The following is a 25960-nucleotide window of genomic DNA, read 5'->3' on the forward strand; positions in this document are numbered from 1 at the left end:
GCAGCGTCTGCAGGCCGTTATTTCGATGGACTTGTATCTCCTTTGACAGATGCCAGAAGAGGCCAGGTATATACCGGCCTTTACCGATATGAAAAGGGCAGCCTTGTGAGCGTTGTTAAGGATCAGCTGTTATTATCGGCTGATTGGGCAGATAGGCTGAAGCAATACGATGAATCTATCCTGTTTACAGGCAATGATGTTCCTGTCCACAAAGAAGTAATTGCACATACGCTTGGAGGCCAGGCAAGATTTGCAGGCATTACAGACTATAATCCCCGTCCTTCTGAACTTGCGCTGTTAGGGAAAGACAAAGAAAGTGTGGATATCCACAAATTTGTCCCAAACTATATCCGTTTGGCAGAGGCGGAAGCGAAATGGCTGGAAAGCAATAATAATCCGGAAGCCGGTCGATAGGATTATGGGGTATTCTTTTCGTTTTATGACAGAGGAAGATATAGACCAGGTTATGGTCATTGAGCATAAATCATTTACTCTTCCATGGAGCAGGGATGCTTTTACCAATGAACTGGCCAATAATCAGTTTGCGGTCTATCTTGTAATGGAGGAAGATGATGCTGTAATAGGCTACTGCGGCGCTTGGATCGTTGTTGATGAGGCACATGTGACGAATATAGCCGTCCTTCCGGAGTATAGGGGAAAGAAGCTTGGCGAGGCTTTGATGAAGAAGATGATGGAAGCAGCCAAAGAGCTGGGGGCCGTCACCATGACACTTGAAGCGAGGGTTACGAATATCGCTGCACAGTCATTGTACCGAAAGCTCGGATTTCAAAATGGCGGCATAAGAAAAAACTATTATACAGACAATCAGGAAGATGCGATTGTAATGTGGGTGAAATTAGATGAGTAAAGATACTTTAATCCTGGGAATTGAGACAAGCTGTGATGAAACAGCTGTTGCAATCATAAAAAATGGAACAGAAATTGTGTCAAATATAGTGGCATCGCAAATAGAAAGCCATAAGCGCTTTGGGGGCGTTGTACCCGAAATTGCTTCCCGCCATCACGTGGAGCAGGTCACACTTGTGCTGGAAGAAGCATTGCAGCAGGCCGGGGTTTCCATAAAGGAAATAGATGCGATTGCTGTAACAGAAGGGCCAGGTCTTGTGGGAGCACTGCTCATCGGGGTGAACGCTGCCAAAGCCCTCGCTTTTGCACATAATAAGCCGCTGATCGGCGTCCATCATATTGCTGGCCATATTTATGCCAACCGCCTGATAACAGAAATGAAGTTCCCGCTTTTATCGCTTGTGGTGTCAGGCGGGCATACAGAGTTGGTATATATGAAAGAGCATGGGCATTTTGAGGTAATCGGGGAAACGCGTGATGACGCGGCAGGGGAAGCTTACGATAAAGTTGCACGCATCCTTGGAATGCCTTATCCCGGCGGTCCGCATATTGACCGCCTTGCCCATGAGGGAAGCCCGTCCATCCAGTTCCCAAGGGCCTGGCTGGAGGAAGGGTCTTATGATTTCAGCTTCAGCGGTCTTAAATCGTCTGTGATCAATACCGTACACAATGCGGAACAGAAAGGCATCAAACTCTCGCCTGAAGACTTGGCTGCAAGCTTTCAGGAAAGTGTCATTGATGTGCTTGTAACCAAAACGGTGAAAGCCGTTAAAGAGTACGGGGTGAAGCAATTGCTGCTTGCCGGCGGAGTGGCTGCCAACAAAGGGCTGCGCGCTGCCCTGGAAAAGGAATTCAGCAGTCAGGAGGCCGAGCTGGTGATCCCTCCGCTATCGCTGTGTACCGATAATGCAGCTATGATTGCGGCTGCAGGCACCATTTTGTATGAGAAAGGGATCCGGTCAGATCTTGCACTTAACGCCAATCCAGGATTGGACCTCTCTCTTCATAACTAAAAACACGCTAAAGCCGACTTAGTACCCAACAGGGGCTAAGCCGGCTTTTTTTAAATTAAAAACCTCCATATCACTTTATCAACAGATTCAACTTTCTGAATCTATCGCCAACTGCCACAACCTGTGGATAACTAATCGGAAATATGTTAAAACTGTGTATAATGTGGATAAAAACATCTTTAATTGTGGATAATGTGGAAAAGCCTGTGGAATACAGTTAAATATACACTCTGTCTGTGAATAAAATTGTGAATAACATAAATAAAGAACCAGGCTGTGGACGCCTGGTTCTGTTGATTAAAATGAAAGCCTATTCAGCAAGCTCAGCCCATTCTTCCATGAGCAGTTCGAGTTCTTCTTTAGCCTCACTGTTGTTCTTAGTGATGGCTAAAACTTTTTCATGGTCCTGATAGATTTCTGGCTCGCAAAGCTGCTGTTCATAATCTTCAATGGATGATTCCAGCTGTTCGATCCGTGTTTCGATCTCTTCAAGCCTTCGCATTTTCTGCCTTTCAAGCTTCTTTGTTTCTTTATCCTGCATATATGACTGCTTATCTGTTTTTAGAGGTGCAGCAGTCTCTATTTTGATTGTCTCCAAGGCCAGAAGCTCAGCCTGCTCCTGCTTTTTATCGACATAATAGTCATAATCCCCGAGGAATTCGGTTGCTCCGCTGTTTTCCAGCTCTAATACTTTGGACGCAATCCGGTTGATAAAATAGCGGTCATGAGATACAAATAAGATGGTGCCCGGATAATCTATCAGGGCATTTTCAAGTATTTCCTTGCTGTCGAGATCCAGATGGTTTGTCGGTTCGTCAAGGATCAGGACGTTGGCTTTCTGCATCATCAGCTTCGCCAGGGCGAGCCTGGCTTTTTCGCCTCCGCTCAAAGCGGAAACAGGCTTCAGGACATCGTCGCCTGAGAAAAGGAAATTGCCGAGTACGGTGCGGATTTCTTTTTCATTGTGGAGCGGATATTCATCCCATAATTCATTCAGGACGCGTTTGTTGGACTTCAGCTCAGCCTGCTCCTGGTCATAGTAGCCAATCTCTACGTTTGATCCATAATCGATTTTGCCGCCGATTGCCGGCAGTTTTTGAATGATGGTCTTCAGCAGGGTGGACTTCCCGACGCCATTTGGCCCAACGAGTGCGGCACTGTCTCCACGGGACATCCGGAAAGAGATATTTTCAGAAACCTTATTCCCATCATATCCGACCTCAAGGGAATTGACCTTCAATACATCATTGCCGGTCTGCTTTGAAATATCGAAGCTGAAAGCGGCTGATTTTTCATCGCCGAGCGGCCTGTCCAGCAGCTCCATCCTTTCAAGCTTCTTCCTCCGGCTCTGCGCCCGCTTGGTTGTAGAGGCGCGTGCCAGGTTTCGCTGTATAAAGTCCTGCAGCTTGGCCACTTCTTCCTGCTGCTTCTCAAACTGGCGCATATCCCTTTCATAGTTCTCGGCTTTTTTCTCCAAATAGTAGCTGTAGTTGCCAGGGAATTTGGAGATCTGCTGACGGGTTATTTCATATACTTGTGTGACGACCTTATCAAGGAAGTACCGGTCATGGGAAACGATGAGTATGGCTCCCTCATAGCCCTGCAGATATTGCTCCAGCCACGATAGGGTTTCAATGTCCAGATGGTTGGTTGGCTCGTCCAGGATCAGGATATCAGGCTTGGTCAGCAGCAATTTGGCCAGTGCCAGCCTTGTTTTTTGCCCGCCGCTGAGGACTGATATGCTTGTATCATAACTAAAGGAATGAAAATTCAGCCCGTGCAGGATAGAGCGGATATCGGCCTCATACTGATACCCTCCCTGTTCCTTGAACTGCACCTGCAGCAGATCATATTCTTTAAGGATCTTCTCGTAGGAGGCAGGATCATTAAATATGCCGGGATCTGCCATACTTTGTTCCAGCCGGCGTAGCTCGGCTTCCATCTCCCGGAGGCCCTTGAAGACTGAAAGCATTTCATCCCATATGGAAAGGGCTGATTCAAGCCCTGTATTCTGTGCAAGATAGCCTATGGAAACATCCTTCGGCTTGATGATTTCGCCAGAGTCATGGGACATATGCCCCGCTATTATTTTCAGCAGCGTCGATTTGCCAGCCCCGTTCCTGCCTACCAGGGCGATCCGGTCGCGCGTTTGCACCTCAAGCTTTATATTCGATAAAATCAAGTCAGCGCCAAAGTACTTTGACAGCTGATTAACTTGAAGTAAAATCATTGTTCTCACCTCTGTATTCTAAAGGTTAGTGTATCGCATTCAATCCCTCACAGCAATAAGATGAAATTTGTGAAACATCAAACAATATTGCTTACATACCCATTTAAAATAGTGTATGATTCTGTAGAGAGGTGTTTATGAATGTCAGAGTTCACACATTTTAATGAAGAGGGCAGAGCCCGCATGGTGGATGTCAGCAGCAAGCCCGAAAGTGTCCGGACTGCATCCGCCCACTCAAGTATAACGGTTAATAGTGAAATATACGAAAAAATAACCGGCAACAGCATGAAAAAAGGCGATGTTTTGGCAGTGGCCCAGGTAGCTGGCATCATGGCCGCCAAAAAGACGTGGGAAATCATTCCTATGTGCCATCCCATTCCGCTGACCGGCATCGATATTTCTTTTGGATGGGAAAAAACAGAAGAAGATTACCGGCTGAATATTTCTGCCCAGGTGAGGACCAAAGGATCCACTGGAGTTGAAATGGAAGCGCTGACATCAGCAAGTGCCTGTGCGCTGACGGTCTATGATATGTGCAAGGCGCTTGATAAGGGAATGATCATCGGCCAGACCTATCTTGTTGAAAAGACGGGCGGAAAAAATGGGGACTTCAAAAAAGAATAGCAGACAAATACAATAGAAATCAGCAGGGTGGGGGAAAAGCTATGTCAAATGAAGCCATAAAAATACCGCAGGCAACGGCAAAAAGACTGCCGCTGTATTATCGATTCTTAAAAAATCTCCACTCTTCAGGGAAACAGAGAGTGTCCTCGGCGGAGCTCAGTGAAGCTGTGAAGGTGGATTCTGCTACTATCAGAAGAGATTTTTCTTACTTTGGTGCGCTTGGGAAAAAAGGCTATGGCTATAATGTTAACTATCTGCTGTCTTTTTTCCGAAAGACGCTGGACCAGGATGAAGTGACAAAGGTTGCCCTCATCGGGGTCGGCAATCTGGGGACTGCCTTTTTAAACTATAACTTCCTGAAAAATAATAATACAAAGATTGAAGCGGCATTTGATGTCGATGCTGGAAAAGTAGGGACAGATATTGGCGGGGTGCCTGTTTTCCATATGGATGATCTGGAAAGAATATCTGAAGAGCATGCTATTAAAGTCGCCATTCTGACAGTTCCGGCGCCTGTTGCCCAGGCTATAACGGACAGGCTTGTAAAGGGAAGCATCAAGGGAATACTCAATTTTACACCAGCAAGGCTTACAGTTCCTTCTGCCATCAGAGTACATCATATCGACCTGGCTGTGGAACTGCAGTCGCTTGTCTATTTCCTGAAGCATTATCCGATGGAAGTCATGCAGGGAGCAGAAGCAGAAGAGTAAGATTCCGGAATGTGACAATTAAAGCAAAGTTAGCATTACGGATAGAATTATACAGGCGTTAGTGGTATCATCAATATGATAGATAAAGGGAGGTGAGGCGCAATGATGAATTTAGGAATGGGAAGCCTCTTGCTTATTGTTTTTGTCGCTTTGCTGATTTTCGGACCGAAGAAACTGCCTGAGCTTGGAAAAGCTGCCGGCAATACCCTTCGTGAATTCAAATCCGCTACCAAAGGGCTTATGAATGACGAAGATGATGAGAAGAAAAAAGAAGTTAAGTAACATAAGGATGTTTTATGTATGAGTCATAAAGATATGACAATTTACGAACATATAGGCGAATTAAGAAAACGGCTTGTCATGACAGTCGTTTTCTTGTTCTGCGCGATGATTTTAGGCTTTTTCCTTGCCGAACCCCTGATCGTGTACCTGCAGGGTGCCGACGAAGCGAAGGACCTGACGATGAATGCATTCCGCCTGACAGATCCCGTGAAGATCTATATGCAGTTTGCCTTTATCATAGCCTTTGTCCTGACGTCTCCGGTTATCCTTTATCAATTCTGGGCGTTCATCAGTCCGGGACTATATGAAAAGGAACGGAAGGTCACACTGAGCTATATTCCTGTATCTGTGATACTGTTCATCAGCGGAGTGTCATTTTCATATTTTGTTCTTTTTCCGTTTGTTGTGGACTTTATGACCCGGATTGCGGACAGGCTTGATATCAATCAGGTGATTGGGATCAATGAGTATTTTCAGTTCCTGTTCCAGCTGACGATTCCATTCGGGATCCTTTTTCAGCTTCCTGTTGTCATCATGTTCCTGACCAGGCTTGGCATTGTCACACCGATGTTCCTGTCGAGCATCCGGAAATATGCGTATTTTGTGCTCCTTGTCATTGCGGCGTTCATTACGCCGCCTGAGCTGCTGTCGCATATGATGGTAACAGTGCCGCTTCTGCTTTTGTATGAATTGAGCATTTTCATCTCCAGGTTTTCGTATAAGAAAGTGCTGGAGGCCGAAGAGACGCAGGCAAAAGAAATGGAAGCCAAATAAAAATGAGCCTCATTCCAGGCTCATTTTTTTTGGTTATTTTTAATTTGTTTGATCTTATAGTGAAAGGCAATCATCCGAAGGCCTGATCCAAAGTCAAAAGTTGCCAGAAGCACGAGCAGATACGTAAAAAATCCCCATTCGCCGGTTTCACTGATATTCTGGATTGCGAAGTAAGTGAACAGCACGCCCAGGAATATATAGATGAACCCGGAAAACAATGGTGACTGCCTCATTTAAAGTCCCCCAATAAAGCTTTGAATTTGTTCCATTTCATTAATCCACTTTTGTATTTTATCCTGATTCATTTGAATGATGACTACCAATGTATTCATCGACACATGCGCAAAAATCGGGACAAGGATCCGCTTGGTCCGCACATACAGGAACGCAAATGTGAAGCCCATTGCAGAATACAGGAGCACATGCTCAGGCTCAAAATGCGCAAACGCAAAAATCACCGAGCTGATCAGGGCCGCTAGGAAGAAGTTCATCCTTTTGTAAAGGGCGCCGAAAATGACCTTCCGGAAGACGATTTCCTCCAGGATCGGGCCGATGATGCTGCTGACAATCACGACAAGCGGCAGAGTCTCGATGATACTGATGATCTGCTGGGTGTTTTCAGAGCCCATTTCAATGCCGATCAGATTTTCGATATTAGCTGCAAGCGACTGTGAAAACAAGGCCAGGAACACACCGGCAACTGCCCAGGCGATGGAAGCTAGAGGGGACGAAGCATTGCGGTCAAGCGTCTCCTTTGATTTGAATTCCTTCCGCAGCAGGAAGAGCACCAATATCAGGGCAACTGTAAAGCTGAAAACAAGCCAGTAGGCGACAGACAGCGCCTCTACTTCCTCATGGCTGCCGGCAAAGGTCGTCCCGGCAAAAATAAAAAGCGGAACGCCAAGGAAGCTTGAAAACTGCATGCCTATATAAACAATCAGGATGATCCAATATTCATTCTTCAAAAGTTTATTCTCCTTTATCTAAAAACATGCCATACATACCATTCTACTAATAATGGGCATTTATCACAAATAAGATGGTGCCGTAATGAAAAAATGGAATATGAACACCTGCTGCTTCATATACTTAAAGGGTTGGCCATTTTTACATGGCTTTGTTAGTGTCCCATGTTGATTTTGTGCTCATTCGTGTGAAAAGCAGCTTTTACATACCTTTCAGCTGTGCCGGAAGCTGGATGAACCAAAATCAACAGTAAAGTTTAACGCATCCTTATATATGGAAGCAGCAGTACATTTTTAACAAAAATTTTTGTGCATCCCACTTGCAAATAAAGTGAAGATTCATTAATATAATAATTGTGTTAGCACTCATTAGATGAGAGTGCTAATAAATTACTACATAAAAGATTTGAGGAGGTTGTTTCACTTGTTAAAGCCACTAGGTGATCGTATTATTATCGAGCTTGTTGAAACGGAAGAAAAGACTGCAAGCGGCATCGTACTGCCAGACACAGCTAAAGAGAAGCCTCAGGAAGGCAAGGTTGTTGCTGTAGGTACAGGGCGCGTTCTTGAAAACGGCGAGCGTGTTGAGCTGGAAGTTGCTGCTGGCGACACGATTATCTTCTCAAAATATGCCGGTACAGAAGTGAAGTACGAAGGCAAAGAATACTTAATTCTGCGCGAAAACGATATCCTGGCAATTGTAGGCTAACAGCCCCCGTACGCCGGACACTATACACACCATAAAACTTGAGGAGGTTTTTTTACAATGGCTAAAGAGATTAAGTTTAGTGAAGAAGCCCGCCGCGCGATGCTGCGCGGAGTGGATTCCCTTGCAAATGCGGTAAAAGTTACTCTTGGACCTAAAGGGCGAAACGTGGTTCTTGAGAAGAAATTCGGTTCACCTCTTATCACAAATGACGGTGTTACCATCGCAAAAGAAATCGAGCTTGAAGACGCATTCGAAAACATGGGTGCAAAGCTTGTAGCTGAAGTAGCAAGCAAGACTAATGATGTTGCCGGTGACGGTACAACAACTGCAACTGTCCTTGCACAGGCTATGATCCGCGAAGGCCTTAAGAACGTAACAGCAGGAGCCAACCCAATGGGTATCCGCAAAGGTATCGAAAAAGCGGTTAAAGCTGCTGTAGAAGAGCTTCAAGCCATTTCAAAGCCAATCGAAGGCAAAGAGTCCATTGCACAAGTTGCTGCCATTTCTGCTGCTGACAATGAAGTCGGCCAATTGATCGCAGAAGCAATGGAGCGCGTTGGAAACGACGGCGTTATCACAATCGAAGAATCAAAAGGCTTCACAACTGAATTGGATGTTGTCGAAGGTATGCAATTCGACCGCGGATACGCATCTCCTTATATGGTAACTGATTCTGACAAAATGGAAGCTGTTCTTGAAAATCCATACATCCTGATCACTGACAAAAAGATCACAAGCATTCAGGAAATCCTTCCTGTCCTTGAGCAGGTTGTACAGCAAGGCAAGCCATTATTGCTTGTAGCTGAAGATGTGGAAGGCGAAGCGCTTGCTACACTTGTAGTGAACAAACTCCGCGGCACATTCAATGCTGTTGCTGTTAAAGCTCCTGGCTTCGGCGACCGCCGCAAAGCTATGCTTGAAGACATTGCTGTCCTTACTGGCGGTGAAGTAATCACTGAAGAGCTTGGACGCGACCTTAAGTCTGCAACAATCGACTCTCTAGGACGCGCTTCTAAAGTAGTTGTTTCCAAAGAAAACACAACAATCGTTGAAGGTTCTGGAGACAGCGCTCAAATCGCAGGCCGCGTGAACCAAATCCGCGTCCAGCTGGAAGAAACAACTTCCGAATTCGACCGTGAAAAGCTGCAGGAGCGCCTGGCTAAATTGGCTGGCGGTGTAGCAGTTGTCAAGGTTGGAGCTGCAACTGAAACTGAACTGAAAGAGCGTAAACTTCGCATCGAAGACGCCCTGAACTCTACTCGTGCTGCAGTAGAAGAAGGAATCGTTTCCGGAGGCGGCGTTGCCCTTCTGAATGTATACAATAAAGTAGCTTCCCTTCAAGCTGAAGGCGACGAAGCGACTGGCATCAACATCGTGCTCCGCGCAATGGAAGAGCCTGTACGCACTATCGCTCACAACGCTGGCCTTGAAGGCTCTGTCATCGTTGACCGCCTGAAGCGCGAAGACGTAGGCACTGGCTTTAACGCTGCTACTGGCGAATGGGTAAACATGATCGAAGCCGGTATCGTTGACCCAACTAAAGTAACTCGTTATGCCCTTCAAAACGCTGGATCTGTTGCGGCTATGTTCCTGACTACAGAAGCTGTAGTTGCTGACAAGCCGGAAGAAAATGCCGGCCCTGCAATGCCTGATATGGGCGGCATGGGCGGAATGGGCGGCATGATGTAATCATGCCCTCAAGCCCTTGAAATTTAAGGGTCTTGAAAAGATTTTCCAACAAAAGCTAACATCATAAAAAAAGGCTTTTCATTAGTTTATCCAAACTTATGAAAAGCCTTTTTTTATTTAAATTCAGCCAGGTTCGCTGGATCTGTTGTTTGCTAAAAAAACACGTATGCGGATGCTTTCTAATAACAGGAAGGCATCTTTTGTTTTTAAAAAAACTATTTACAGCAAGATTTGGAAAGTTTCCCTGCAGTTGTGATGGTATCCTTTTTATAAGAACAACAAGTTTTTAACATATGCAGTCAGGTATTAATCGACGTAATCGCTGGTGAGTTTTTTGATTGGTACGGATATATGATAGGAAGAATCAAGGTGGTGAATATTCTCAAACATTTGAATAAGTTCAATGTCGGATTCTTCTGTTTCCTGCTTCGAAATCTTTAAAAATCGGGCAAAGTCAGTAATGAAGACATCCCCGATATCCAGCAGGTCACCAGAATATCTAAACTGAGCGCAAAAGAATGGCGGAACATCTACTGTGAAATAATTTGGCTGATTGATTTTTAGGTACTGTGGGATCCCCACTAGAGCCTTGAACTTGGTTGAGTCTGGCTGGCAATTGGAATAGATGATATAACATGGGCTGCTGATGGTGTCATCAATGCTGTTCACGATCATTCGTGAATAAGACCGAATCACTTCTTTATAATCACTTTCTGCTAAATCGACTTCGAATGCTACCCCGCTTATTTGCGCAGATTTAAAATCTGTCAGTGTAAAGTCAGCAACGATATCTCCATTGATGTTTTTAATAGCTCTTTTAATTACTGGAGGAATCTCTTTTAGTGTTATGGCACTGCCGTATTTTCTAAGAGAGCTTGGGGTGATGCCATAATGGCTTTTAAATGCACGGGTGAAGGATGATGAGGTTCCAAAGTTTAGCTGATGCGCAATATCTGTTAATGATAATTTTTCATTTTGGATGTATTGAACAGATGCATTCAATCTTCTTGATAAGATGTATTGGTTTAAAGAGCAGCCCATCATGGCAGAAAAAAGTCTATGAAAATAATATTTTGACATATTAAAGGAATTTGAAACAGACTCCAATGATAATGGCTGATGCAGATTGTCTTCAATATACAATAAAGATCCTTCAATTACTTCATAATGTTCCAAGTCGCCACCTCAATTTTTATCCTGAAATGCATGCCTAACTTATTATATGCCGTTTATAGCTGCAATAACTAGAATTATTCAGAATTTTGCAGTTACGCTAGGAGTGAAGATAAAAAATGGGAGGGAACCACATGATTCATGAAAATAAGAAAAAGCGAGAAATTACGGGGAAAAGTTTGATGCGGTGGGCAGGTCTTTTTGCCATCATGGCAGGGATGTTATATACAGGTATTCAGTTTATCCACCCAGAGGATCATATCTCATCTGTTGGCACAAGCCAATGGGCAGTCATCGCTTGTACTACCAGCATTATGTCTCTCTTCAGTCTGATAGGGATTACAGGAATCTATACGAGACAAGCGAAAGAAGCAGGGTGGCTTGGGCTGTTTGGTTGTATTTTATTCAATCTATTCTGGTTGATTTCCATGAACTTCAGCTTTAATGAGGCTTTCGTTTTGCCGCTGCTTATTAATGATGCTCCTGAGTTTGTAGAGGGAATAGTAGGGATATTTGGCGGAACTGCAAGCACAGTGAATCTTGGGATTTTTCCCATACTAGCCCCAATAGCTGCGCTTCTGTATGCCCTCGGCGGACTCTTATTTGGAATGGCCACCTTCCGTGCGGGGATATTCCCGCGCATGGCAGGTGCTTTACTATCCTTTGCTGCTGTGATCACTTTTGCTGCAGCCGTAATCCCGCACCCCTTCGATAGGATATTGGCATTACCAATGGGAGTGGCTCTTATTTGGCTGGGATATGCTATTTGGTCAGAACCCAGGAGAATTAAGCAGAGTAAGCTTACGGACGGCAAAGTATACCAAACCCCTCAAGCCCTTGATTGAAAATGAAGTAGGATTGCTGATACGGGTTCTAAAGGAAGTTTCTTAAAAGTTCACTGAACTTCTGGGAAGCTTCTAAATTCCTTGTTGACTATTGGAAGTTTCATATTTTCTTTTGGTTATAATTGACAATTGTTTTTGAATGGAATTATCATAGAGTTATCCCTGCTCCTCTATTGAAAGCTCACTCCCCAATCAGGAATACCACTGTTAGATAACCCGCCATAGCATTTTTGAAATCTCCCAATATCATTAGTTACGTTTCCACTTTATTCTGTATTTTTTAATCAAGCATTGTTGTTACTTAGCTTGAAAGGAGTGATGTCCAATATAACCTTATTATGATCCTTATTATGCTCTATGAGCACTCTCTGCTATGTATCTATTTCTGTGTAAGTTGATTATTAATCTAAGGAGGTTTTTTATGGGACATGATATTTTTGCGTTTGATGCTGCTGGGAATGAAGTTGCTTATGCACGTTTTAACATGGGTAACCATAATGCCGTTATACTGTACCACTTGCTTGATGCAGACAAATTCTATGCTGGAGTGAGCGGATCAGGCGGGAGTGCTGCTATCTCTGTACAACAAACGGAAAAGGCATTCAGCAGTTACAATGAATCATATAACATTGGAGATTCCCTGGATAAAAAACAAATTTCGGAGTTTTTATCAAACTGTCTGGAAACAGCAAAAAAAGAAGGGAGTGTAAAAGTTTATTTTGGCTGATGATATTCAATAAGATGATGGATGATGTTATCTCCTCCTTGGAAAACACCTGCTAAAATCCACTGAAACCACTGCTTAGTTAATCTCTATTTCCCCAAATTTACAGTGTCATCCAACCAATTTAAGCCTCACAATGGACAACCCCCCTGCCACTCACCGGCCATGCGCATATGATAATTGGAAGGCTTTTGATAAGCCTAATCATGTGATGCTTGGAGGTGAGTGAGGTATGGGTCAAAATCAAGAAAAAAGCGGCTCCAATGACAACCAAGGGTGCGTTCCTTACAAAGGCAAAAGGGAGTCGGCTTTCCGGGCAATCAATACAACAGCCCAGCCTGTTGAAGCGAACCAATCGGTGAAAGTGTATTTTGATGAGGAAGAGTTCGACCTCGGCCGGGAATACGAGCCAGGGCCATCTATTTTTGAACCGCGCAAGGATGGAGTATATTTGATCACAGCAACGGTTGGATTTGAACCGGAGAACTTTAATCAGAACTATAGGGCGAGAGTGGAAATACAAGTGAATGGCCAGCCTTTTGAGGCAGCAGACAACGATTTCTGGGGCGCTGGCGTTCAATTCATCAATGCCGTCGGAGTCACTGCTATACTAAAGCTGGAGGCAGATGACTGTGTAGAGGTTTTCCTGCAAAGTTCAGTCTCAGGCAGAGTCCCGCCTTCTGTTCCTGGAAGCGGTGTTAATGCTTTCTCAGCAGCAAGGCTTATTGACTTGCATTAACAGTTTTAAAAACAAAACCCGGTTCCTCCTCAAAAGGAACCGGGTTTTATTTACTCCTATTCTTCTGTATCGCCACCGCCAAAAGCCTCCGGAATCATCGTAAACCCTTCAATCACAGTCTCTTCCTCCACCTCAATCATCAGATAGCGTTTGCCATCCACCACAATCTGCTTCACGTAGCGCAGGTCTGGGGGGCTGATGGAGATGTTGGCGACTTTGGTGCTGATTTTTATGGATTTTGATGTGAATTTCGGCAGGACGCTGCTGGCTTTGATTTCGTATTTGTCGTCGTCAATGATCTTTTGATAGGAAGATTCAACCTTTTCGGTATCGATATCTTCAAAGCCGCTCATTTTGAGAACACGTTCTACGTCTTTGGAGTCGAGCTTTGGCGGCTCTTCCTCTTCATTTTCCACGATCATGCGGTTGATTTCCTCATAGACCGTCGAGAGCGCAGAGGTGCTCAGCTGATCTCCTGTAACGTCCTTAATGATTTCCTCAAAGACAATTTTATCATCCTGGGCTGTCATGGTTTCTTCGCCATTAAGCACATCTTCTATGAACAGGTGATCCGGCTCGTGGACCTTGCCTGCAGAATAGAGAATGTGGTTGACATCTGCCGCGTTGTCGGTGAAACATGGAAATAAGAACCCGGAGAGCGGGGCATTGAGGTTGATGATAGGATCCATGACAAAGTGGTATCTGAACTCTTTTTCAACATAATCAAAAAGCAGTTCCTTCTTCGGCTCCTGGGTGTTATTGATGCTGCAGAGAATGAATGGGTGGGAATAGACGGTATCCCGTCCGCTTTCCTCTGCTTCATCGTTGCGGCGCTTCGTCGGCTTGTAATATTCCCCGCGGATGAATGTGATGACGATATCTTTTTCATATTGCCGGACTGCAAGCAGCTTTTCCACAATCTTAAGCATCTGCTCTGCCCAGCCTTCTACATCGCTGCTCAGCAGCCCTTGATGGAGGATCAGCTGGCTGCTGTTGTCCGCATCGCGCTGGAACTTCAATTCAAAGAGCTTTTCATCGAGCTGGCCGGCGAGCATTTTTTTAAAATTGTGCAGAAACAGCTCCTGCTGCTCCTGATCCAGCATTTCAAAAGGCTGGCTCTGATAATGAAAAATGTCACTGGAATCCTTCATGATATACACATTAAAAATATCGGAGATTTTAAGCAGATCATTATTAATTTTGAACTGCTTCCGAATTTGGGCGATGTCTTTTTTATTCATATTTTTACACTCCTAAGCTGCCTTCATTGGCATATGTACTAGGATAACAAATAACGGGCCATAGTGAAATCCTCTTGTTCAAACTGAAAATATAACTTTTTGAAACCTTTTCCATTCCTGTCGTCTAACGGTTGAATTTTTCCAAAGGGGGAGGTGCTAATAGGTTGAATTATGAGCTTCATTTATCGGCACAGCAAGATGCAGAGGCCAAGGAAGATATACTGGCAGATCTTATGGACGCTTACGGGGACATGGTGAAAAAAATCGCTTTTACTTATGTGAAGGACATCAATCTCGCAGAAGACATTGCCCAGGATGTGTTTGTGAACTGCTATCATCATTTAGATTCATTCAAGCAGCATTCCTCTTATAGAACGGGGATCTACCGGATCGCGGTGAACCGTTCAAAGGAAGAGCTGAAAAGCAATGCCTTCCGGAGGATCCTCCCCTTCATATGCTGGATGGGGATAGAATGGATGAACTGGAAGGCTTTTTTCAAAATGAGTAGGTAAATGAGCTCGTCTTAGAGGCGAGCCTTTTTATTGTTGCAACACTTCATCTATCGGTATATACAAGTATACTCATGATGATCGGTTTGCATTAGTGGTTTTGAGAGGCTATGGAACAAAGGATGAAAAAAAGCAGCAGCATCACTCCATATGTACAAGCCAATTAAAGCTTTTTATCATAAATAATAAGGAGGTGGTGAAAACGATGGTGAAAATTTTTATTGACCCGGGACATGGGGGGACTGATGCAGGAGCAACAGGATCAGGGCTTCTGGAAAAAAATATCACACTCCAGCTTGGGAAAAGAATACAGTCTATCCTGCTTAATGAGTATGAGGGGGTGGTTGTCAGGATGAGCCGAACCGGCGATCAGACCATAACGCTGCAGCAGCGTACAGAAGCCGCCAATAGCTGGGGAGCTGACTTTCTGCTTTCAGTCCATGTAAATGCCGGCGGCGGCACCGGATATGAGGATTATATCTATCCAGGAACCGGGGGGACGACAGCAACATATCAGAATATCATCCATCAAGAGGTGATCAGGCAGACAAGCTTTCCCGACCGCGGAAAAAAACAAGCCAATTTCCATATGCTCCGCGAATCGAACATGCCGGCACTTCTGACAGAAAACGGCTTTATTGACAATCCGGCAGATACGGCTAAGCTCAGGAGCAGCGCATATCTGGAGAGCATTGCTCGCGGACATGTGAATGGAATCGCACGTTCCTTCAATCTGCGCAAGAAGAATAAGCCAGTCTACCATTTAGTTAAGTACGGGGATACCGTGTATGCCTTAAGCAGAAAATACGGAAACACCATTCAGCAGATTAAATCCTGGAACAACCTGGATAATGCCTATACCATCCATCCGGGGCAGCGCCTGCGGGTGAAATAAGCTTGGTAATCTTAAATCATATATTTTTACTTCGAGATTAATTCTATATTAATAGAAGAAACTCGAAATAAGAAAAGGTTCCCTAATATTGGGAGCCTTTTTTTTGCCTGGAGAAGGTGCTCCTTTCTAACTAAGTTAAGAAGCCAGCGTCTTTAAAACGCCAAATCAATAACTGGAGAAACACAGACTTTTGGCTGACCTGGAAATATTCTTAAAGAGTCAAACAATTACATATAGTGAAAGATTACTCCAAATAAACTTTTTGTATAGAAAATTAAACTGGTATCTCGTCGCCAAAATGGTTTCTAGATACATTTCCCTAAAAAATAATCCAAAAGACTCACAAACTTTAACAATTGTAAAAAAAACAACCTAAAATATTACAATTTTCAGATGGGTATATAACTCTTCACCTGCTCGCCTGCCCAACTTTTGTCTCAGAAAAAAATCTCGACTTAAAGAGGTGCTAGGAAGATACTTCCAGACAAATTTCGACAAAATCGGAAGCGAGTTTGACGGAAATGTGAACGCGTGATTAATATATAGTACATAAAAAGAAAATTTTTGAAATTCACCTGGTTTAGAAAGGCTTAAACGAGGTAAATAGTAGGGAATTTACAGGAAATATTTTCTTATAAAAATAAAAATTACCTATAGGAGAGAAGCCGCAGGATGTTGGAGTCGAAGAGGAGAGCTATCATATTTATTCTTGTATCAGTTTTATTAGCAGCAGCAGCGGGATTTTTCGTATTAAAGAAAGTCAGCGAGCTGAATGCGGAGCTAGGAGGAATGACAGAGGTTTATGTAGCTGCCAGTGATATACCTTCACGGACCCTTATTGAGAGGGAGCAGGTAAAAACTGTTGAAATCCCTAATCGGTATGTGAACAATTCCCATGTAACCAATGTTGAGGATTTAATTAATAAGGTACTAGTTGTACCGGTAGCTGGAGAGGATGTTATTACTAAAACGATGATTAAGCCTGTATCCAATGTCAGGGACGAGAATAATAGGCTTGTGATGATTCCGCAGTCAGATAAAGTAAATTTCGATCAGCAGGTGGAAGCTTTAGATAGGGTTGACATTATCGTATCGCATAAATTTAATGACAAGCCCGTAACAGAGACATTTATGAAGGACGTTCCAGTAGCAGCGGTGCTTAAAAGCAATAAAAAGTTTAAGGGAATTGTTGTGGAGATTGCAGATAAAGACGCTCCACAAGTCATACACATGCAAAATTATGCAGATAGTATGAGGATTCTAAAAGCCAATGTAGGCAAAGAGGAGCCGGCAGAAGAGGAAGCCGCTGAGGCAGACGAAGCCCAGGCTTCAGAACAGAAGTCAGCAGAGCAGAAGGCAGCTGCAGATAAGAAGGCAGCTGCAGATAAGAAAGCAGCAGAGCAAAAAGCTGCAGCAGAAAAGAAAAAACAGGAAGAGCAGCAGAAAACAAATGGTGCTGGAAGTTAAAGGCCAATCAACCAGATAATATAATGGAGGACGAACATGGGTGACGAAATTAAGATTCTGCTTGTAAGCGATGAAGAACAATCACTCACAAGTATCAGAGGTCTTTTCACTGATTTCAAACAGGTAGAGACGATAAACCACAATGAGGTCAGGACTGAACTGGACCGCTTAGCGCCTGACCTGGTGTTTTTGATTGAGTCTGAGGGAGAAGCTACTGTAGATACCATTGATTATATCCATGCGGCAAGCCCAATGCTTCCGATCGTATTCATTGCTTTCTCGCAGGACTTTGACTTATTAAGAAATGTTACTAGAGCAGGTGTCGTGGACTATTTTGTCCTGCCGGATGAAAATACAATGCTGTATGGAAGGTTGGACAGCATCATACAGATGGCTGTTCAAAGAAAGCAGCAGCTATCGGAAACTGCTTCAACAAGCCAGTCGTTTAAGAGGGGGAGGGGAAGGATCTTCTCTTTTTACAGCGGAAAAGGAGGAAGCGGCAGAACAATTATATCCAGCGCATTTGCTCAAACTTTAAAGCTGGAATCTACTGCCCAGGTCATCTTAATTGATTTGAATCTCCAGTTCGGCGGAGTCGAAACTTACTTATCTATTGAATCAAACAGGTCATTGGCTGATCTGCTCCCTGTAATCGAGGAACTAAATGAAAGCCATATCCGAAATGTATCAGAAAAGGAAAGATATTCCAAATTGGAAATTCTGCTGAGCCCGCGCGATGCCGAAGTTGCGGAAAATCTGCCGGAAGGCTTTGTTTCCCGTTTATTGCGGACTTGCCGGAGAAGTTATGATTTTGTGCTTGTGGATTTGCCTACAGCCATGAATGAGCATACTTATTCTGCTTTAGAGGAGTCTGACAAAATTTACTATACTCTTAATCTGGATACACCATCAATAAGCATGCTAAAGCAGGTAGAAGGGTTATTTTTGAGGCTCGGAATTGAAACAGAAGGCAGAATGGAACTTCTTCTTAATGAGGTTGGACGTGAGAATGAAATTAAACCCGCAGATCTGAAAAGTGTCATCCAATATCCAATAGCCCACAAAATTCCTCGGGATATCAAAGGGGTTCAGGCCCATATTAATAAAAGCGAGCCATTCAGGAAAGAAGCCATAGAAAAGAAACTTATCCCGTTCACAAAATCCATTAAAAAGTGGGTAAGCCAAATTTTAGAGTAAAAGGGTTGATGACCTGTGTCACTATTTGAGAAAAAAACAGAAAAAAAGGCAAGCCGATCATCTTCCAGAGCACTATTGGAAAATCATTATATCTCTGAACTGGTAGACCATTATAAGACAAGGATATTAAAGGAGGCTAATCTCGAGGTCCTCACGAATTTGCCGCAGGGCGAAATGAGGCTGAGAATTGAACAGCTCATCAGCCAATATATGAGTGAGGAAAAAATTATCCTTCCTAGGCATGACAAGGAACTGCTGCTCACGAGAATTATTGATGAATCTATAGGATATGGTCCCCTGGAGCCGCTTCTGAATGATGCCACCATTACAGAGATACTTATTAACGGACCGAAAGAAATATATATTGAGAAGCTCGGCAAGCTGCAGCCTGCACATATTTCGTTCCGGGATGACAGTCATGTCCGCCATGTTATTGACCGGATCGTTGCTCCACTGGGCAGAAGAATTGATGACAGCTCTCCAATGGTCGATGCCAGGCTTCCGGATGGGAGCCGTGTAAATGCTGTCATTCCTCCAATCAGCTTGAATGGGCCGCTTGTTTCTATACGTAAATTCCGGAAAGACCCTTTCAAAATGTCAGATCTCTTAAACTTCGAAACTTTAAATGATGACATGTCAGTCTTCTTGGATGCCATCGTAAAATCTAAGTTAAATGTACTGATTTCAGGCGGAACAGGAAGCGGGAAGACGACACTGCTGAATGTGCTTGGGAATTCCATACCAGCTAAGGAAAGGGTCATCACTATCGAGGATTCAGCTGAACTTCGTTTGGATAAGCCAAATGTTGTAGGAATGGAAGCAAGACCGGAAAACATGGAAGGCGAAGGAGAAATAACTATTCGTCACCTAGTGAAAAACTCCCTGAGGATGAGGCCGGATCGAATTATTGTCGGTGAGGTTCGTGGAGCTGAAGCTTTTGATATGCTGCAGGCTATGAATACCGGACATGAAGGCTCCATTACTACGGTTCATGCCAATACCCCATTTGATGCCCTTAGGCGTGTAGAGGGGATGGTTATTATGGCAGGAATGGATCTTCCTTCAAGCATCATCCGTGAGTATATCGTAGGTGCCCTTGATATTATTGTCCAAAGCTCCAGGCTGACGGACGGCACAAGAAAGATCACCTCTATCTGCGAGATTTATCGTAATGAGGATGGGGAAATAATCATAAATGAAATTTTCACTTTTAAAAGGAATGGCCTAAAGGGCAATGGTCAGGTGGACGGCTATTTTACCCCTACGGGACATCTGCCAAAGTGCCTGGAAAGGATTAAGGTCTTTGGAATTGACATTCCAGATACACTATTTACCGCATAGGAGGTGAGCCTGATGGAAAGTGCCGTCTTATTCGGGGCAGCTGTGCTGCTGTTTATTTGGGGGATGTACAACTACCTTGGGTACAGGAAAGAGAAGAAGGAAATTCAAAAGAAATACGAAGAACTGTTTAAAACAGAAAAGCAGCGAAGCAGTTTTATAGCAAAAGTTGGGGACCGGTTTGATCAAACAGATTATGCACTGGATTTGAAAAAGAAGCTGGTCCAGGCTAATATCCCTATTTTGCCTTCAGAGTTTTATGCAATCCTCATATTTATCGGATTCCTGATGTCGATTTTATTATTTGGCTTTTTCAACATACCGTTAATCATAAGTGTGGGAATATCTTCCATGGTAGTGATTGCAGCATACTGGTTTATATTCTTCATCAGAAAAAATAAGTATACGGAGCAATTAAATAATCAGTTATCAGAGGTATGCAGACTGCTTGGAAATGCTACAAAATCAGGAATGACCATTACTCAGGGGCTGGAAGTGGTTGCTTCAGAAATAAATTCCCCCGCAAGAGAGGAATTTAAAGTGTTAACGCAAAATATCAGGCTTGGGCTGGATTTTGAACGTGCTCTTGCCGAGATGGAAAAAAGGATTAAAACGAGAGAATATAAGCTTTTTATTTCCGCATTAATGATCCAAAAAAGATCAGGCGGAAACTTAACGAAAGTACTTTATGAAATGGCGCAGACACTTGAGGAGCGGAAAATTTTGCGGCAAACCATTAAAACAGCAACAGCAGAGCAGCGTTTTGTCTCATATATACTGCCTGCGATGCCTATCTTTCTATTATTCATGCTGAATAATATTATGGATGGATTTATTGATCTTATATTCACAGTTCCAGGAGCTATTTTAATGACAATCTTTATAATCGGGATGGCAGTAGCTCTTATTCTGGTAAGAGCTGTTACCAATATAAAGGTGTAGCTATGGATTCAATTATTTTGATTACTGTTATACTTTGTTGGCTGACGCTAGTTCTCGGATTAATTAACCTTTATCAGTTTGCCAAAAGAAAGGAGATTTTAAAGCTTCATATTGATGAAATAGCCGCTTCCTCTGCGTTCGACGTTACAAAGAGGACGAGTGGGTCCGAAAAAGTCATCACTTTTTTAGCGAGATATGCAGACGATTTTTCTACAATTGGGGAGAGAGTAAACTTATTAAGCGAATCTGCTGAAATTCAAACTCTTCTTAGGAAAGCAGGCAATCCATTTGAGATGACAGTTGGCCGCTTTCAAGGTTTTAAAATTGTTTGTGTGATTATTGGATTCATTGCTGGATTGTTCACGGTATTATTAGGGCTTCCATTGTCCAATATTGCGTTTGTGACACTTCCTATTTTCGGATTCTTCGTTCCTATACTCCTGGTCCGTTCCAAGGCAAAAAAACGCCAGCAGCAGCTAAGGGGTGACCTTCCAGATTTTTTGGATACCGTTAGTGTCAGTCTGCAGGCGGGCTCCAATCTGGATAGTGCCTTAAAGGAAGTCATTAAATATTTTTCAGGGCCAATAAAAGAGGAGTTCTCCATATTCCTGCAGGAAATCGAATTAGGGGTTCCCAGGGAAAAAGCCTATGGAGGCCTGCTCGAAAGAAATGACAACGAAGAGTTCCAAAGCTTTATAAAGTCATTAATTCAAGCCACTAGATTAGGAGTTCCAATGGCCTCGACATTAAAAAGCCAGGCAGAGGATATAAGGAAAATCAGCTTGGAGCAGGTGAAAGAAAAGGCAGCAAAAGCATCGCCTAAAGTTACAATGATCACATCATTTATCATTGCTCCATTAATCATGCTGCTTATTATCGGGCTGGTGCTGCTGAATATGATTTACGGTGAAAATAGTTTGTTACAGTTCTTCACCACTTAGTATCCTTAATGCCGAAACTTGGAAGGGGTGATGCCGAAAACTATTCGTTCCGGATAAATGTGTATTAAGGATTTAATAGATAACTAAAAATTAGGAGGAATTTATAATGAAAACGCTGTTAACAAAAGTGAACAATTGTGTGATTGGGCTATATGCGAATGCAAAAAGCAAGGTTCAAAATGAAGCAGGTGTTTCAACAATTGAATGGGTTGGGCTGGCAGCAGTTGTTGTAGCATTAATGTTTGCGGTTGCCGGAGCGATGAGTGGACAGGGAAGCGGTCTCGCAGGTGCTATAGTTGGGAAAATCTCAGATATGATCGAGTCAATTGGGAACTAATTTTGTTTTAGTAAGCTTGGAGGACATCTATGCGTAAATTAACTAGAATTCTATTTGCACCTCTTCTCATTGGGAGTATCATTTCCGGGTGCTCCGCAAGCGGAGGAGAAGATGATACTCAGGTTCAAAAACAAGAAGTCCAGAAAGAGAAGGCTGATGCTGATCAGGCTGTTGGCAATGCTGACAACCAGTCAAAGCTTGAAAGTCCTCCTTTGCCCGTATCATTGGAGGAAATCTTCTCTTATCCTGAGGGATCCTTTTCCAGTGAGGATTTAAGCATAGACACTGCAGATGCAGAGGCTGCTTTGAATGCAGTTCCAGCAGTGCCAGAAGGTGCATCTGATGAAGAGGTTAAAGAGGTATTTGGGTACCTGTATTCTCTGTACAAAATGGAATATCAGGATCCAAGGGCTATCATGGAATCAGCATCTGAGGTGGAAGGACCTGAATCAGAGGGCGGATCCCAGGAATCACCAGCCAGTTTCAATGTTGAGATTGTTCTGGATGCCAGCGGAAGTATGGCTAATAAACTAGGTTCCAAGACCCGGATGGAATTAGCCAAAGAGTCTATAAAAGAATTTGCTTCCTCCCTCCCTGAAGAAGCAAATATCAGTTTAAGAGTATACGGGCATAAAGGAACAGGGTCAGATTCAGATAAAAAAATGTCATGCTCATCTAATGAGCTGGTGTATTCGCCCCAGCCTTATAATGAAGGTGAACTGAACAGTGCTCTGGATAAATTCAATCCAGCCGGCTGGACGCCGCTTGCACAATCCCTGATAGAAGCCCAAAAGGATTTGGCCCAGTTTGAAGGGCAGGATAATAAGAATATGGTTTATGTGGTCAGTGATGGGATTGAGACATGCGACGGTAATCCGATAGAGGCAGCAAAAGACCTGAAAGATTCCGGTGTAGCCCCTGTTGTCAATATCATTGGATTTGATGTGAAGGGGAAGGATCAGCAGCAGCTGGAAGAAGTAGCAAAAGCTGCAGGAGGCACGTATCAGAATGTTACCAGCCAGCAGCAGCTGCAAAATGAGCTGAATAAGGCTGTAGAGGAATCTTTAAAATGGCGGACCTGGTACTACGAAGAACGAATGAATTCCCTGGAAGACTTCAATTCTCAGAAACTGGATATTCGTTCCATCAAGAACGACTGGGTGAAAAATCATAATATTGAGAAAGCAAAAATCACTACATCTTTAAGTCAAATAAAGCAAAAGGGCAAAATAACTGATGAGCAGCTTTCGCAATTAACTGACTTCAGAGATGACTATTATAAAAGCCAAAGGGAAGTAATAGATGATTTGGCAAACGTATTAATTGATGCAAAACAATCTGATATGGAAAGTATTAGGCAGAAAATAGATGAATTATATGAAAAAAATGTATCTAATTAAACAGCAAGAGGGGGGCGCATTGTGAAAAAGCTAAAAAATGAACGGGGCTCGGCCACCATTGAATTCCTCGCAATGGTGCCCCTTGTTTTGTTGATATTGATGATTTTTGTTCAATTTCTGGTTGCAGGATACGCCGTCATGGTGGCTCAGTCAGCTGTGAATGAGGCTGCAAAGGTTTATTCAACCTCAGAAGATATAGAAGTAGCTAATATTGCTGCAAGAGGTGTAATTAATAGTGCCGGTGGAAACCTGAATTTCGAGGGAGTTAATGAAACCATTCGAAATGGCAAGAACTTTACACTTACACTGAATGTGGATTTAAGACTGATTTTTATTCCTGAAAAATATACAGGATCACTGCCGAATATATCATTTGCCAGGTCGATCAATGGCAGGGTGATGGATTAAGTGGAACACTTGAAAAATGAAAAGGGCAATACTACTTTATTTATGATCAGTTTTTTTGGAATTTTTGCTCTGATGTTTATGATGGTTGCAAACTTTGCGAATGTGCTAATTGAGAAGCAGCATGCCTCCAATAATGCGGAACAGGCGAGTCTTGTAGCATCAGGGATTATTTTGGAAGCACTTGATACAGCGATAACTGAATACGATGAAGAGGTTGTTAGACGCCTTTTGGAGAATCCTGATTTGGATCTTGAAGAGCTGCGGAAAAAGGTTGACGATGAAATCAAAGCTTTGCCAGAAGACTACAAGAAGTATGAGAAGAACCATATTGCGATTAATAATATCCTCAAACAAGAACTGCCAGGCAATGGCCTGCTTCAGGAAAAAGTTTTGGCAGAATTGAATAACGCGGAGAGTCTAATTCCTTTTGAAGTCGGCGCAAATATTTCAGGAAATAACGGAAAGGTTGAAGAAACAACCCTCTTCCTAAACGATAAAAACAGGATCGAGGTAGAAACCTCTACACGATATAAGGCAGTGAAATTCGACGAGTATTTTTCTGAAAATCAGCGTTACATCAAACAAAGAGGGCAGGGCCCGAGTTTTGATTTTGCAGAAGCTATGAGTTGGAGTCTTAATCTGTCGCCATTTTAAAAAGATTGGAGGGTAAAGAATGAAGAGTATTAAAAGGATAATTGTTTCCCTTATGGCATTGGCAGTATTATTTTTCATGAACCCCGGATTTCTAGCTATAAATGCATATGCCTGGGAAACGTGGAACTCAAATCCCGGCTGGAATAACAATCCGACCTGGAACAGTCCTGGCTGGGAGAGTCCTCCTGAGTGGACAAATCCAGGGTGGGAAACAGCACCTGAATGGCAAACAAAGCCCGACTGGACCAAACCTGCATGGGAGACAGCACCTGAATGGAACAATCAGCCTGAATGGAACACCAAACCTTGGGAAACTAAGCCAGAGTGGAATTCAGGTCCAGGCAATAATAACCCAAATGGGCCTTCCAGCAACCCGAATGGAAACAATCCAGGAAACAATCCAGGAAGCAATCCCAACAACCCTTCAACAGTGCCTGGCGGTAATACCAATAATCCCACGCCTGGTCCGCCTTACAGCCAAGACTATAAAAACCCCGGATTGGAAACTCTTGACCAGCTGAATCAGACAAAAAATCCACCGTCAAACAACAGCAGCAATACTGCCGAAGATCCATTCCTGTCCATTAACTCTCCAAAGCCTTACGATGTCCTTAAATATTCTGCTAAGGATATAGTAGGAGGAACTATTAATCTGGCAGATAAAGTTGTGAGAGGGAATGATCTGGAGCTTAAGGATTATCTGGATTACAAAAAAGGTCTCGCGGTTAATGGATTTAAGACATTAACAAAGGGAGACCCTACTTTAGATGCCATCTACGATGCCCAGTCTGTTTATAAAAACTCAAAAGATCTTTATCAAAAGTACAAGACGTTTGAAGAGTTTAGAAATATAAACAACCTCAAAAAAGCTGGAGATATTATAGAGGCAGCAGAAAAATTCGATGATTTATATCGGGCGGGTAAAACCTTTACGCCTGGAAACGCTATTGTTTCTGCTGTTACACTGCCTTTTGCTGTCAATGATACAGTGAATAATGTTAAGAAATTCAACAGTGCCGGTACATCTGAAGAGAAAACGGCAGCAGCCTTTGACCTGGTTGGTAATTCTGGAGAAATTATTACAGGTCTAGCCCCTGCAGTAGCGCTGATCCCAGGAGCGCAGCCGATAGCTGCGGGAATGGTGGTCGTCGGAGGGGTATTGAGTCTGGCTAGCCTTGGTCACAAAATGTATAGGAACAGAGAGAAGATTGTTAAAGACGTTAAAAAGAAATTTAATAAGGCAAAAGAAAAGGTAACAGGTTTCTTTAAGTCAGTGTTTGGATAATG

General features: G+C 43.3%; 29 protein-coding genes (1 of these 29 running past the window's edge). 24 read left to right on the top strand and 5 right to left on the bottom strand.

What is annotated here, in order from left to right:
• The 3 genes in view from tsaB to tsaD are tightly spaced (at most 4 nt apart) and all read left to right on the top strand, a layout consistent with a single transcriptional unit that may run on beyond the window.
• Positions 1 to 414 carry the 3' portion of a tRNA (adenosine(37)-N6)-threonylcarbamoyltransferase complex dimerization subunit type 1 TsaB gene (gene tsaB, locus AC4E8B_RS01770; protein WP_490216637.1) on the top strand. 297 nt of this gene lie to the left of the window's left edge, so 414 of the gene's 711 nt are visible here — the last part of the coding sequence; its start codon lies off the left edge, out of view; the stop codon is at positions 412 to 414.
• Between the two features lie 4 nt (positions 415 to 418).
• Positions 419 to 868, top strand: a complete 450-nt coding sequence (gene rimI / locus AC4E8B_RS01775) for a ribosomal protein S18-alanine N-acetyltransferase (RefSeq protein ID WP_490216638.1) — start codon at positions 419 to 421, stop codon at positions 866 to 868.
• The gene (gene tsaD / locus AC4E8B_RS01780) at positions 861 to 1880 is read left to right on the top strand and encodes a tRNA (adenosine(37)-N6)-threonylcarbamoyltransferase complex transferase subunit TsaD (protein WP_490216640.1); all 1020 of its coding nucleotides are present in this window, start codon (positions 861 to 863) and stop codon (positions 1878 to 1880) included. The genes rimI and tsaD overlap by 8 nt, the downstream gene beginning before the upstream one ends.
• Positions 1881 to 2190: 310 nt before the next feature.
• Here tsaD and AC4E8B_RS01785 read toward each other — a convergent pair whose 3' ends face one another.
• Positions 2191 to 4110, bottom strand: a complete 1920-nt coding sequence (locus AC4E8B_RS01785) for an ABC-F family ATP-binding cassette domain-containing protein (protein WP_490216642.1) — start codon at positions 4108 to 4110, stop codon at positions 2191 to 2193.
• Between the two features lie 141 nt (positions 4111 to 4251).
• Here AC4E8B_RS01785 and moaC point away from each other — a divergent pair, with 141 nt between their 5' ends.
• The 4 genes from moaC to tatC all read left to right on the top strand — a co-directional run bounded on the left by moaC (position 4252) and on the right by tatC (position 6500).
• Complete coding sequence (gene moaC / locus AC4E8B_RS01790) at positions 4252 to 4734, top strand: cyclic pyranopterin monophosphate synthase MoaC (RefSeq protein ID WP_490216643.1); 483 nt, start codon at positions 4252 to 4254, stop codon at positions 4732 to 4734.
• A gap of 41 nt (positions 4735 to 4775) precedes the next feature.
• Complete coding sequence (locus AC4E8B_RS01795) at positions 4776 to 5444, top strand: redox-sensing transcriptional repressor Rex (RefSeq protein ID WP_490216644.1); 669 nt, start codon at positions 4776 to 4778, stop codon at positions 5442 to 5444.
• A gap of 102 nt (positions 5445 to 5546) precedes the next feature.
• Entirely contained in the window at positions 5547 to 5726 is a 180-nt protein-coding gene (locus tag AC4E8B_RS01800) for a twin-arginine translocase TatA/TatE family subunit (RefSeq protein WP_490216645.1), read from the top strand.
• Between the two features lie 18 nt (positions 5727 to 5744).
• Positions 5745 to 6500 (top strand): twin-arginine translocase subunit TatC, encoded by a 756-nt coding sequence (tatC, locus tag AC4E8B_RS01805; protein WP_490216646.1) that lies wholly within the window; start codon positions 5745 to 5747, stop codon positions 6498 to 6500.
• A gap of 20 nt (positions 6501 to 6520) precedes the next feature.
• On the opposite strand, the gene AC4E8B_RS01810 is transcribed toward tatC, so the two are convergent.
• On the bottom strand, positions 6521 to 6733 hold the full coding sequence (locus AC4E8B_RS01810; protein ID WP_490216647.1) for a YdiK family protein: 213 nt from the start codon (positions 6731 to 6733) through the stop codon (positions 6521 to 6523).
• Positions 6734 to 7465: a CPBP family intramembrane glutamic endopeptidase gene (locus tag AC4E8B_RS01815; protein WP_490216649.1), complete on the bottom strand. Its 732-nt coding sequence runs from the start codon at positions 7463 to 7465 to the stop codon at positions 6734 to 6736.
• Between the two features lie 424 nt (positions 7466 to 7889).
• Between AC4E8B_RS01815 and groES the strand changes: the two genes are divergently transcribed.
• Both groES and groL read left to right on the top strand, forming a co-directional pair.
• Positions 7890 to 8174 carry a co-chaperone GroES gene (gene groES / locus AC4E8B_RS01820; protein ID WP_101552863.1) on the top strand — a complete coding sequence of 95 codons (285 nt, stop codon included), beginning with the start codon at positions 7890 to 7892 and terminating at the stop codon, positions 8172 to 8174.
• Positions 8175 to 8231: 57 nt separating this feature from the next.
• Positions 8232 to 9863 (top strand): chaperonin GroEL, encoded by a 1632-nt coding sequence (gene groL, locus AC4E8B_RS01825; RefSeq protein ID WP_490216651.1) that lies wholly within the window; start codon positions 8232 to 8234, stop codon positions 9861 to 9863.
• Between the two features lie 306 nt (positions 9864 to 10169).
• Here the strand turns inward: groL and AC4E8B_RS01830 are convergent, their stop codons facing one another.
• Positions 10170 to 11039, bottom strand: coding sequence for a helix-turn-helix transcriptional regulator (locus AC4E8B_RS01830; protein WP_490216653.1), 870 nt, complete (start codon positions 11037 to 11039; stop codon positions 10170 to 10172).
• Positions 11040 to 11170: 131 nt separating this feature from the next.
• Here AC4E8B_RS01830 and AC4E8B_RS01835 point away from each other — a divergent pair, with 131 nt between their 5' ends.
• The 3 genes from AC4E8B_RS01835 (at position 11171) to AC4E8B_RS01845 (ending at position 13344) form a co-directional block, all read left to right on the top strand.
• Positions 11171 to 11881: a hypothetical protein gene (locus AC4E8B_RS01835; RefSeq protein ID WP_490216655.1), complete on the top strand. Its 711-nt coding sequence runs from the start codon at positions 11171 to 11173 to the stop codon at positions 11879 to 11881.
• 421 nt (positions 11882 to 12302) lie between these two features.
• Complete coding sequence (locus AC4E8B_RS01840; protein ID WP_490216656.1) at positions 12303 to 12608, top strand: hypothetical protein; 306 nt, start codon at positions 12303 to 12305, stop codon at positions 12606 to 12608.
• A 229-nt stretch (positions 12609 to 12837) separates the two neighbouring features.
• A complete protein-coding gene (locus AC4E8B_RS01845; protein WP_490216658.1) occupies positions 12838 to 13344 on the top strand; it encodes a complement C1q domain-containing protein in 507 nt (168 codons plus the stop codon).
• Between the two features lie 56 nt (positions 13345 to 13400).
• Here the strand turns inward: AC4E8B_RS01845 and AC4E8B_RS01850 are convergent, their stop codons facing one another.
• Complete coding sequence (locus AC4E8B_RS01850; protein WP_490216659.1) at positions 13401 to 14585, bottom strand: DUF4317 domain-containing protein; 1185 nt, start codon at positions 14583 to 14585, stop codon at positions 13401 to 13403.
• 164 nt (positions 14586 to 14749) lie between these two features.
• Between AC4E8B_RS01850 and AC4E8B_RS01855 the strand changes: the two genes are divergently transcribed.
• From AC4E8B_RS01855 to AC4E8B_RS01910, 12 genes are all read left to right on the top strand, one after another.
• A complete protein-coding gene (locus AC4E8B_RS01855) occupies positions 14750 to 15097 on the top strand; it encodes a sigma factor (protein WP_490216661.1) in 348 nt (115 codons plus the stop codon).
• Between the two features lie 202 nt (positions 15098 to 15299).
• On the top strand, positions 15300 to 15989 hold the full coding sequence (locus tag AC4E8B_RS01860) for an N-acetylmuramoyl-L-alanine amidase family protein (RefSeq protein ID WP_490216663.1): 690 nt from the start codon (positions 15300 to 15302) through the stop codon (positions 15987 to 15989).
• Positions 15990 to 16661: 672 nt separating this feature from the next.
• Positions 16662 to 17456: a Flp pilus assembly protein CpaB gene (gene cpaB / locus AC4E8B_RS01865; protein ID WP_490216664.1), complete on the top strand. Its 795-nt coding sequence runs from the start codon at positions 16662 to 16664 to the stop codon at positions 17454 to 17456.
• Between the two features lie 36 nt (positions 17457 to 17492).
• Positions 17493 to 18653 carry a CpaE/TadZ family protein gene (locus AC4E8B_RS01870; RefSeq protein WP_490216666.1) on the top strand — a complete coding sequence of 387 codons (1161 nt, stop codon included), beginning with the start codon at positions 17493 to 17495 and terminating at the stop codon, positions 18651 to 18653.
• Between the two features lie 15 nt (positions 18654 to 18668).
• Positions 18669 to 19994 carry a TadA family conjugal transfer-associated ATPase gene (locus AC4E8B_RS01875; protein WP_490216668.1) on the top strand — a complete coding sequence of 442 codons (1326 nt, stop codon included), beginning with the start codon at positions 18669 to 18671 and terminating at the stop codon, positions 19992 to 19994.
• A gap of 12 nt (positions 19995 to 20006) precedes the next feature.
• A complete protein-coding gene (locus AC4E8B_RS01880; protein WP_490216670.1) occupies positions 20007 to 20933 on the top strand; it encodes a type II secretion system F family protein in 927 nt (308 codons plus the stop codon).
• Positions 20934 to 20935: 2 nt separating this feature from the next.
• A complete protein-coding gene (locus tag AC4E8B_RS01885; RefSeq protein ID WP_490216672.1) occupies positions 20936 to 21874 on the top strand; it encodes a type II secretion system F family protein in 939 nt (312 codons plus the stop codon).
• 106 nt (positions 21875 to 21980) lie between these two features.
• Positions 21981 to 22211 (top strand): hypothetical protein, encoded by a 231-nt coding sequence (locus AC4E8B_RS01890; RefSeq protein WP_490216673.1) that lies wholly within the window; start codon positions 21981 to 21983, stop codon positions 22209 to 22211.
• 29 nt (positions 22212 to 22240) lie between these two features.
• Positions 22241 to 23611 carry a vWA domain-containing protein gene (locus tag AC4E8B_RS01895; protein WP_490216675.1) on the top strand — a complete coding sequence of 457 codons (1371 nt, stop codon included), beginning with the start codon at positions 22241 to 22243 and terminating at the stop codon, positions 23609 to 23611.
• Between the two features lie 21 nt (positions 23612 to 23632).
• Positions 23633 to 24019 (top strand): TadE family protein, encoded by a 387-nt coding sequence (locus AC4E8B_RS01900; protein ID WP_490216677.1) that lies wholly within the window; start codon positions 23633 to 23635, stop codon positions 24017 to 24019.
• Positions 24020 to 24673, top strand: coding sequence for a hypothetical protein (locus tag AC4E8B_RS01905; protein ID WP_490216678.1), 654 nt, complete (start codon positions 24020 to 24022; stop codon positions 24671 to 24673).
• A gap of 19 nt (positions 24674 to 24692) precedes the next feature.
• Positions 24693 to 25958 (top strand): hypothetical protein, encoded by a 1266-nt coding sequence (locus tag AC4E8B_RS01910; protein WP_490216679.1) that lies wholly within the window; start codon positions 24693 to 24695, stop codon positions 25956 to 25958.
• Positions 25959 to 25960: the final 2 nt, after the last annotated feature.

The organism is Bacillus sp. SRL543, from assembly GCF_984799205.1.

What these genes read in the sequence shown, in the direction of transcription:
- rimI (WP_490216638.1), top strand. Translation starts at nt 419, where the DNA reads ATGGGGTATTCTTTTCGTTTTATGACAGAGGAAGATATAGACCAGGTT.
- tsaD (WP_490216640.1), top strand. Translation starts at nt 861, where the DNA reads ATGAGTAAAGATACTTTAATCCTGGGAATTGAGACAAGCTGTGATGAA.
- AC4E8B_RS01785 (WP_490216642.1), bottom strand. Translation starts at nt 4,110, where the DNA reads ATGATTTTACTTCAAGTTAATCAGCTGTCAAAGTACTTTGGCGCTGAC.
- moaC (WP_490216643.1), top strand. Translation starts at nt 4,252, where the DNA reads ATGTCAGAGTTCACACATTTTAATGAAGAGGGCAGAGCCCGCATGGTG.
- AC4E8B_RS01795 (WP_490216644.1), top strand. Translation starts at nt 4,776, where the DNA reads ATGTCAAATGAAGCCATAAAAATACCGCAGGCAACGGCAAAAAGACTG.
- AC4E8B_RS01800 (WP_490216645.1), top strand. Translation starts at nt 5,547, where the DNA reads ATGATGAATTTAGGAATGGGAAGCCTCTTGCTTATTGTTTTTGTCGCT.
- tatC (WP_490216646.1), top strand. Translation starts at nt 5,745, where the DNA reads ATGAGTCATAAAGATATGACAATTTACGAACATATAGGCGAATTAAGA.
- AC4E8B_RS01810 (WP_490216647.1), bottom strand. Translation starts at nt 6,733, where the DNA reads ATGAGGCAGTCACCATTGTTTTCCGGGTTCATCTATATATTCCTGGGC.
- groL (WP_490216651.1), top strand. Translation starts at nt 8,232, where the DNA reads ATGGCTAAAGAGATTAAGTTTAGTGAAGAAGCCCGCCGCGCGATGCTG.
- AC4E8B_RS01835 (WP_490216655.1), top strand. Translation starts at nt 11,171, where the DNA reads ATGATTCATGAAAATAAGAAAAAGCGAGAAATTACGGGGAAAAGTTTG.
- AC4E8B_RS01840 (WP_490216656.1), top strand. Translation starts at nt 12,303, where the DNA reads ATGGGACATGATATTTTTGCGTTTGATGCTGCTGGGAATGAAGTTGCT.
- AC4E8B_RS01845 (WP_490216658.1), top strand. Translation starts at nt 12,838, where the DNA reads ATGGGTCAAAATCAAGAAAAAAGCGGCTCCAATGACAACCAAGGGTGC.
- AC4E8B_RS01850 (WP_490216659.1), bottom strand. Translation starts at nt 14,585, where the DNA reads ATGAATAAAAAAGACATCGCCCAAATTCGGAAGCAGTTCAAAATTAAT.
- AC4E8B_RS01860 (WP_490216663.1), top strand. Translation starts at nt 15,300, where the DNA reads ATGGTGAAAATTTTTATTGACCCGGGACATGGGGGGACTGATGCAGGA.
- cpaB (WP_490216664.1), top strand. Translation starts at nt 16,662, where the DNA reads ATGTTGGAGTCGAAGAGGAGAGCTATCATATTTATTCTTGTATCAGTT.
- AC4E8B_RS01870 (WP_490216666.1), top strand. Translation starts at nt 17,493, where the DNA reads ATGGGTGACGAAATTAAGATTCTGCTTGTAAGCGATGAAGAACAATCA.
- AC4E8B_RS01880 (WP_490216670.1), top strand. Translation starts at nt 20,007, where the DNA reads ATGGAAAGTGCCGTCTTATTCGGGGCAGCTGTGCTGCTGTTTATTTGG.
- AC4E8B_RS01885 (WP_490216672.1), top strand. Translation starts at nt 20,936, where the DNA reads ATGGATTCAATTATTTTGATTACTGTTATACTTTGTTGGCTGACGCTA.
- AC4E8B_RS01890 (WP_490216673.1), top strand. Translation starts at nt 21,981, where the DNA reads ATGAAAACGCTGTTAACAAAAGTGAACAATTGTGTGATTGGGCTATAT.
- AC4E8B_RS01895 (WP_490216675.1), top strand. Translation starts at nt 22,241, where the DNA reads ATGCGTAAATTAACTAGAATTCTATTTGCACCTCTTCTCATTGGGAGT.
- AC4E8B_RS01910 (WP_490216679.1), top strand. Translation starts at nt 24,693, where the DNA reads ATGAAGAGTATTAAAAGGATAATTGTTTCCCTTATGGCATTGGCAGTA.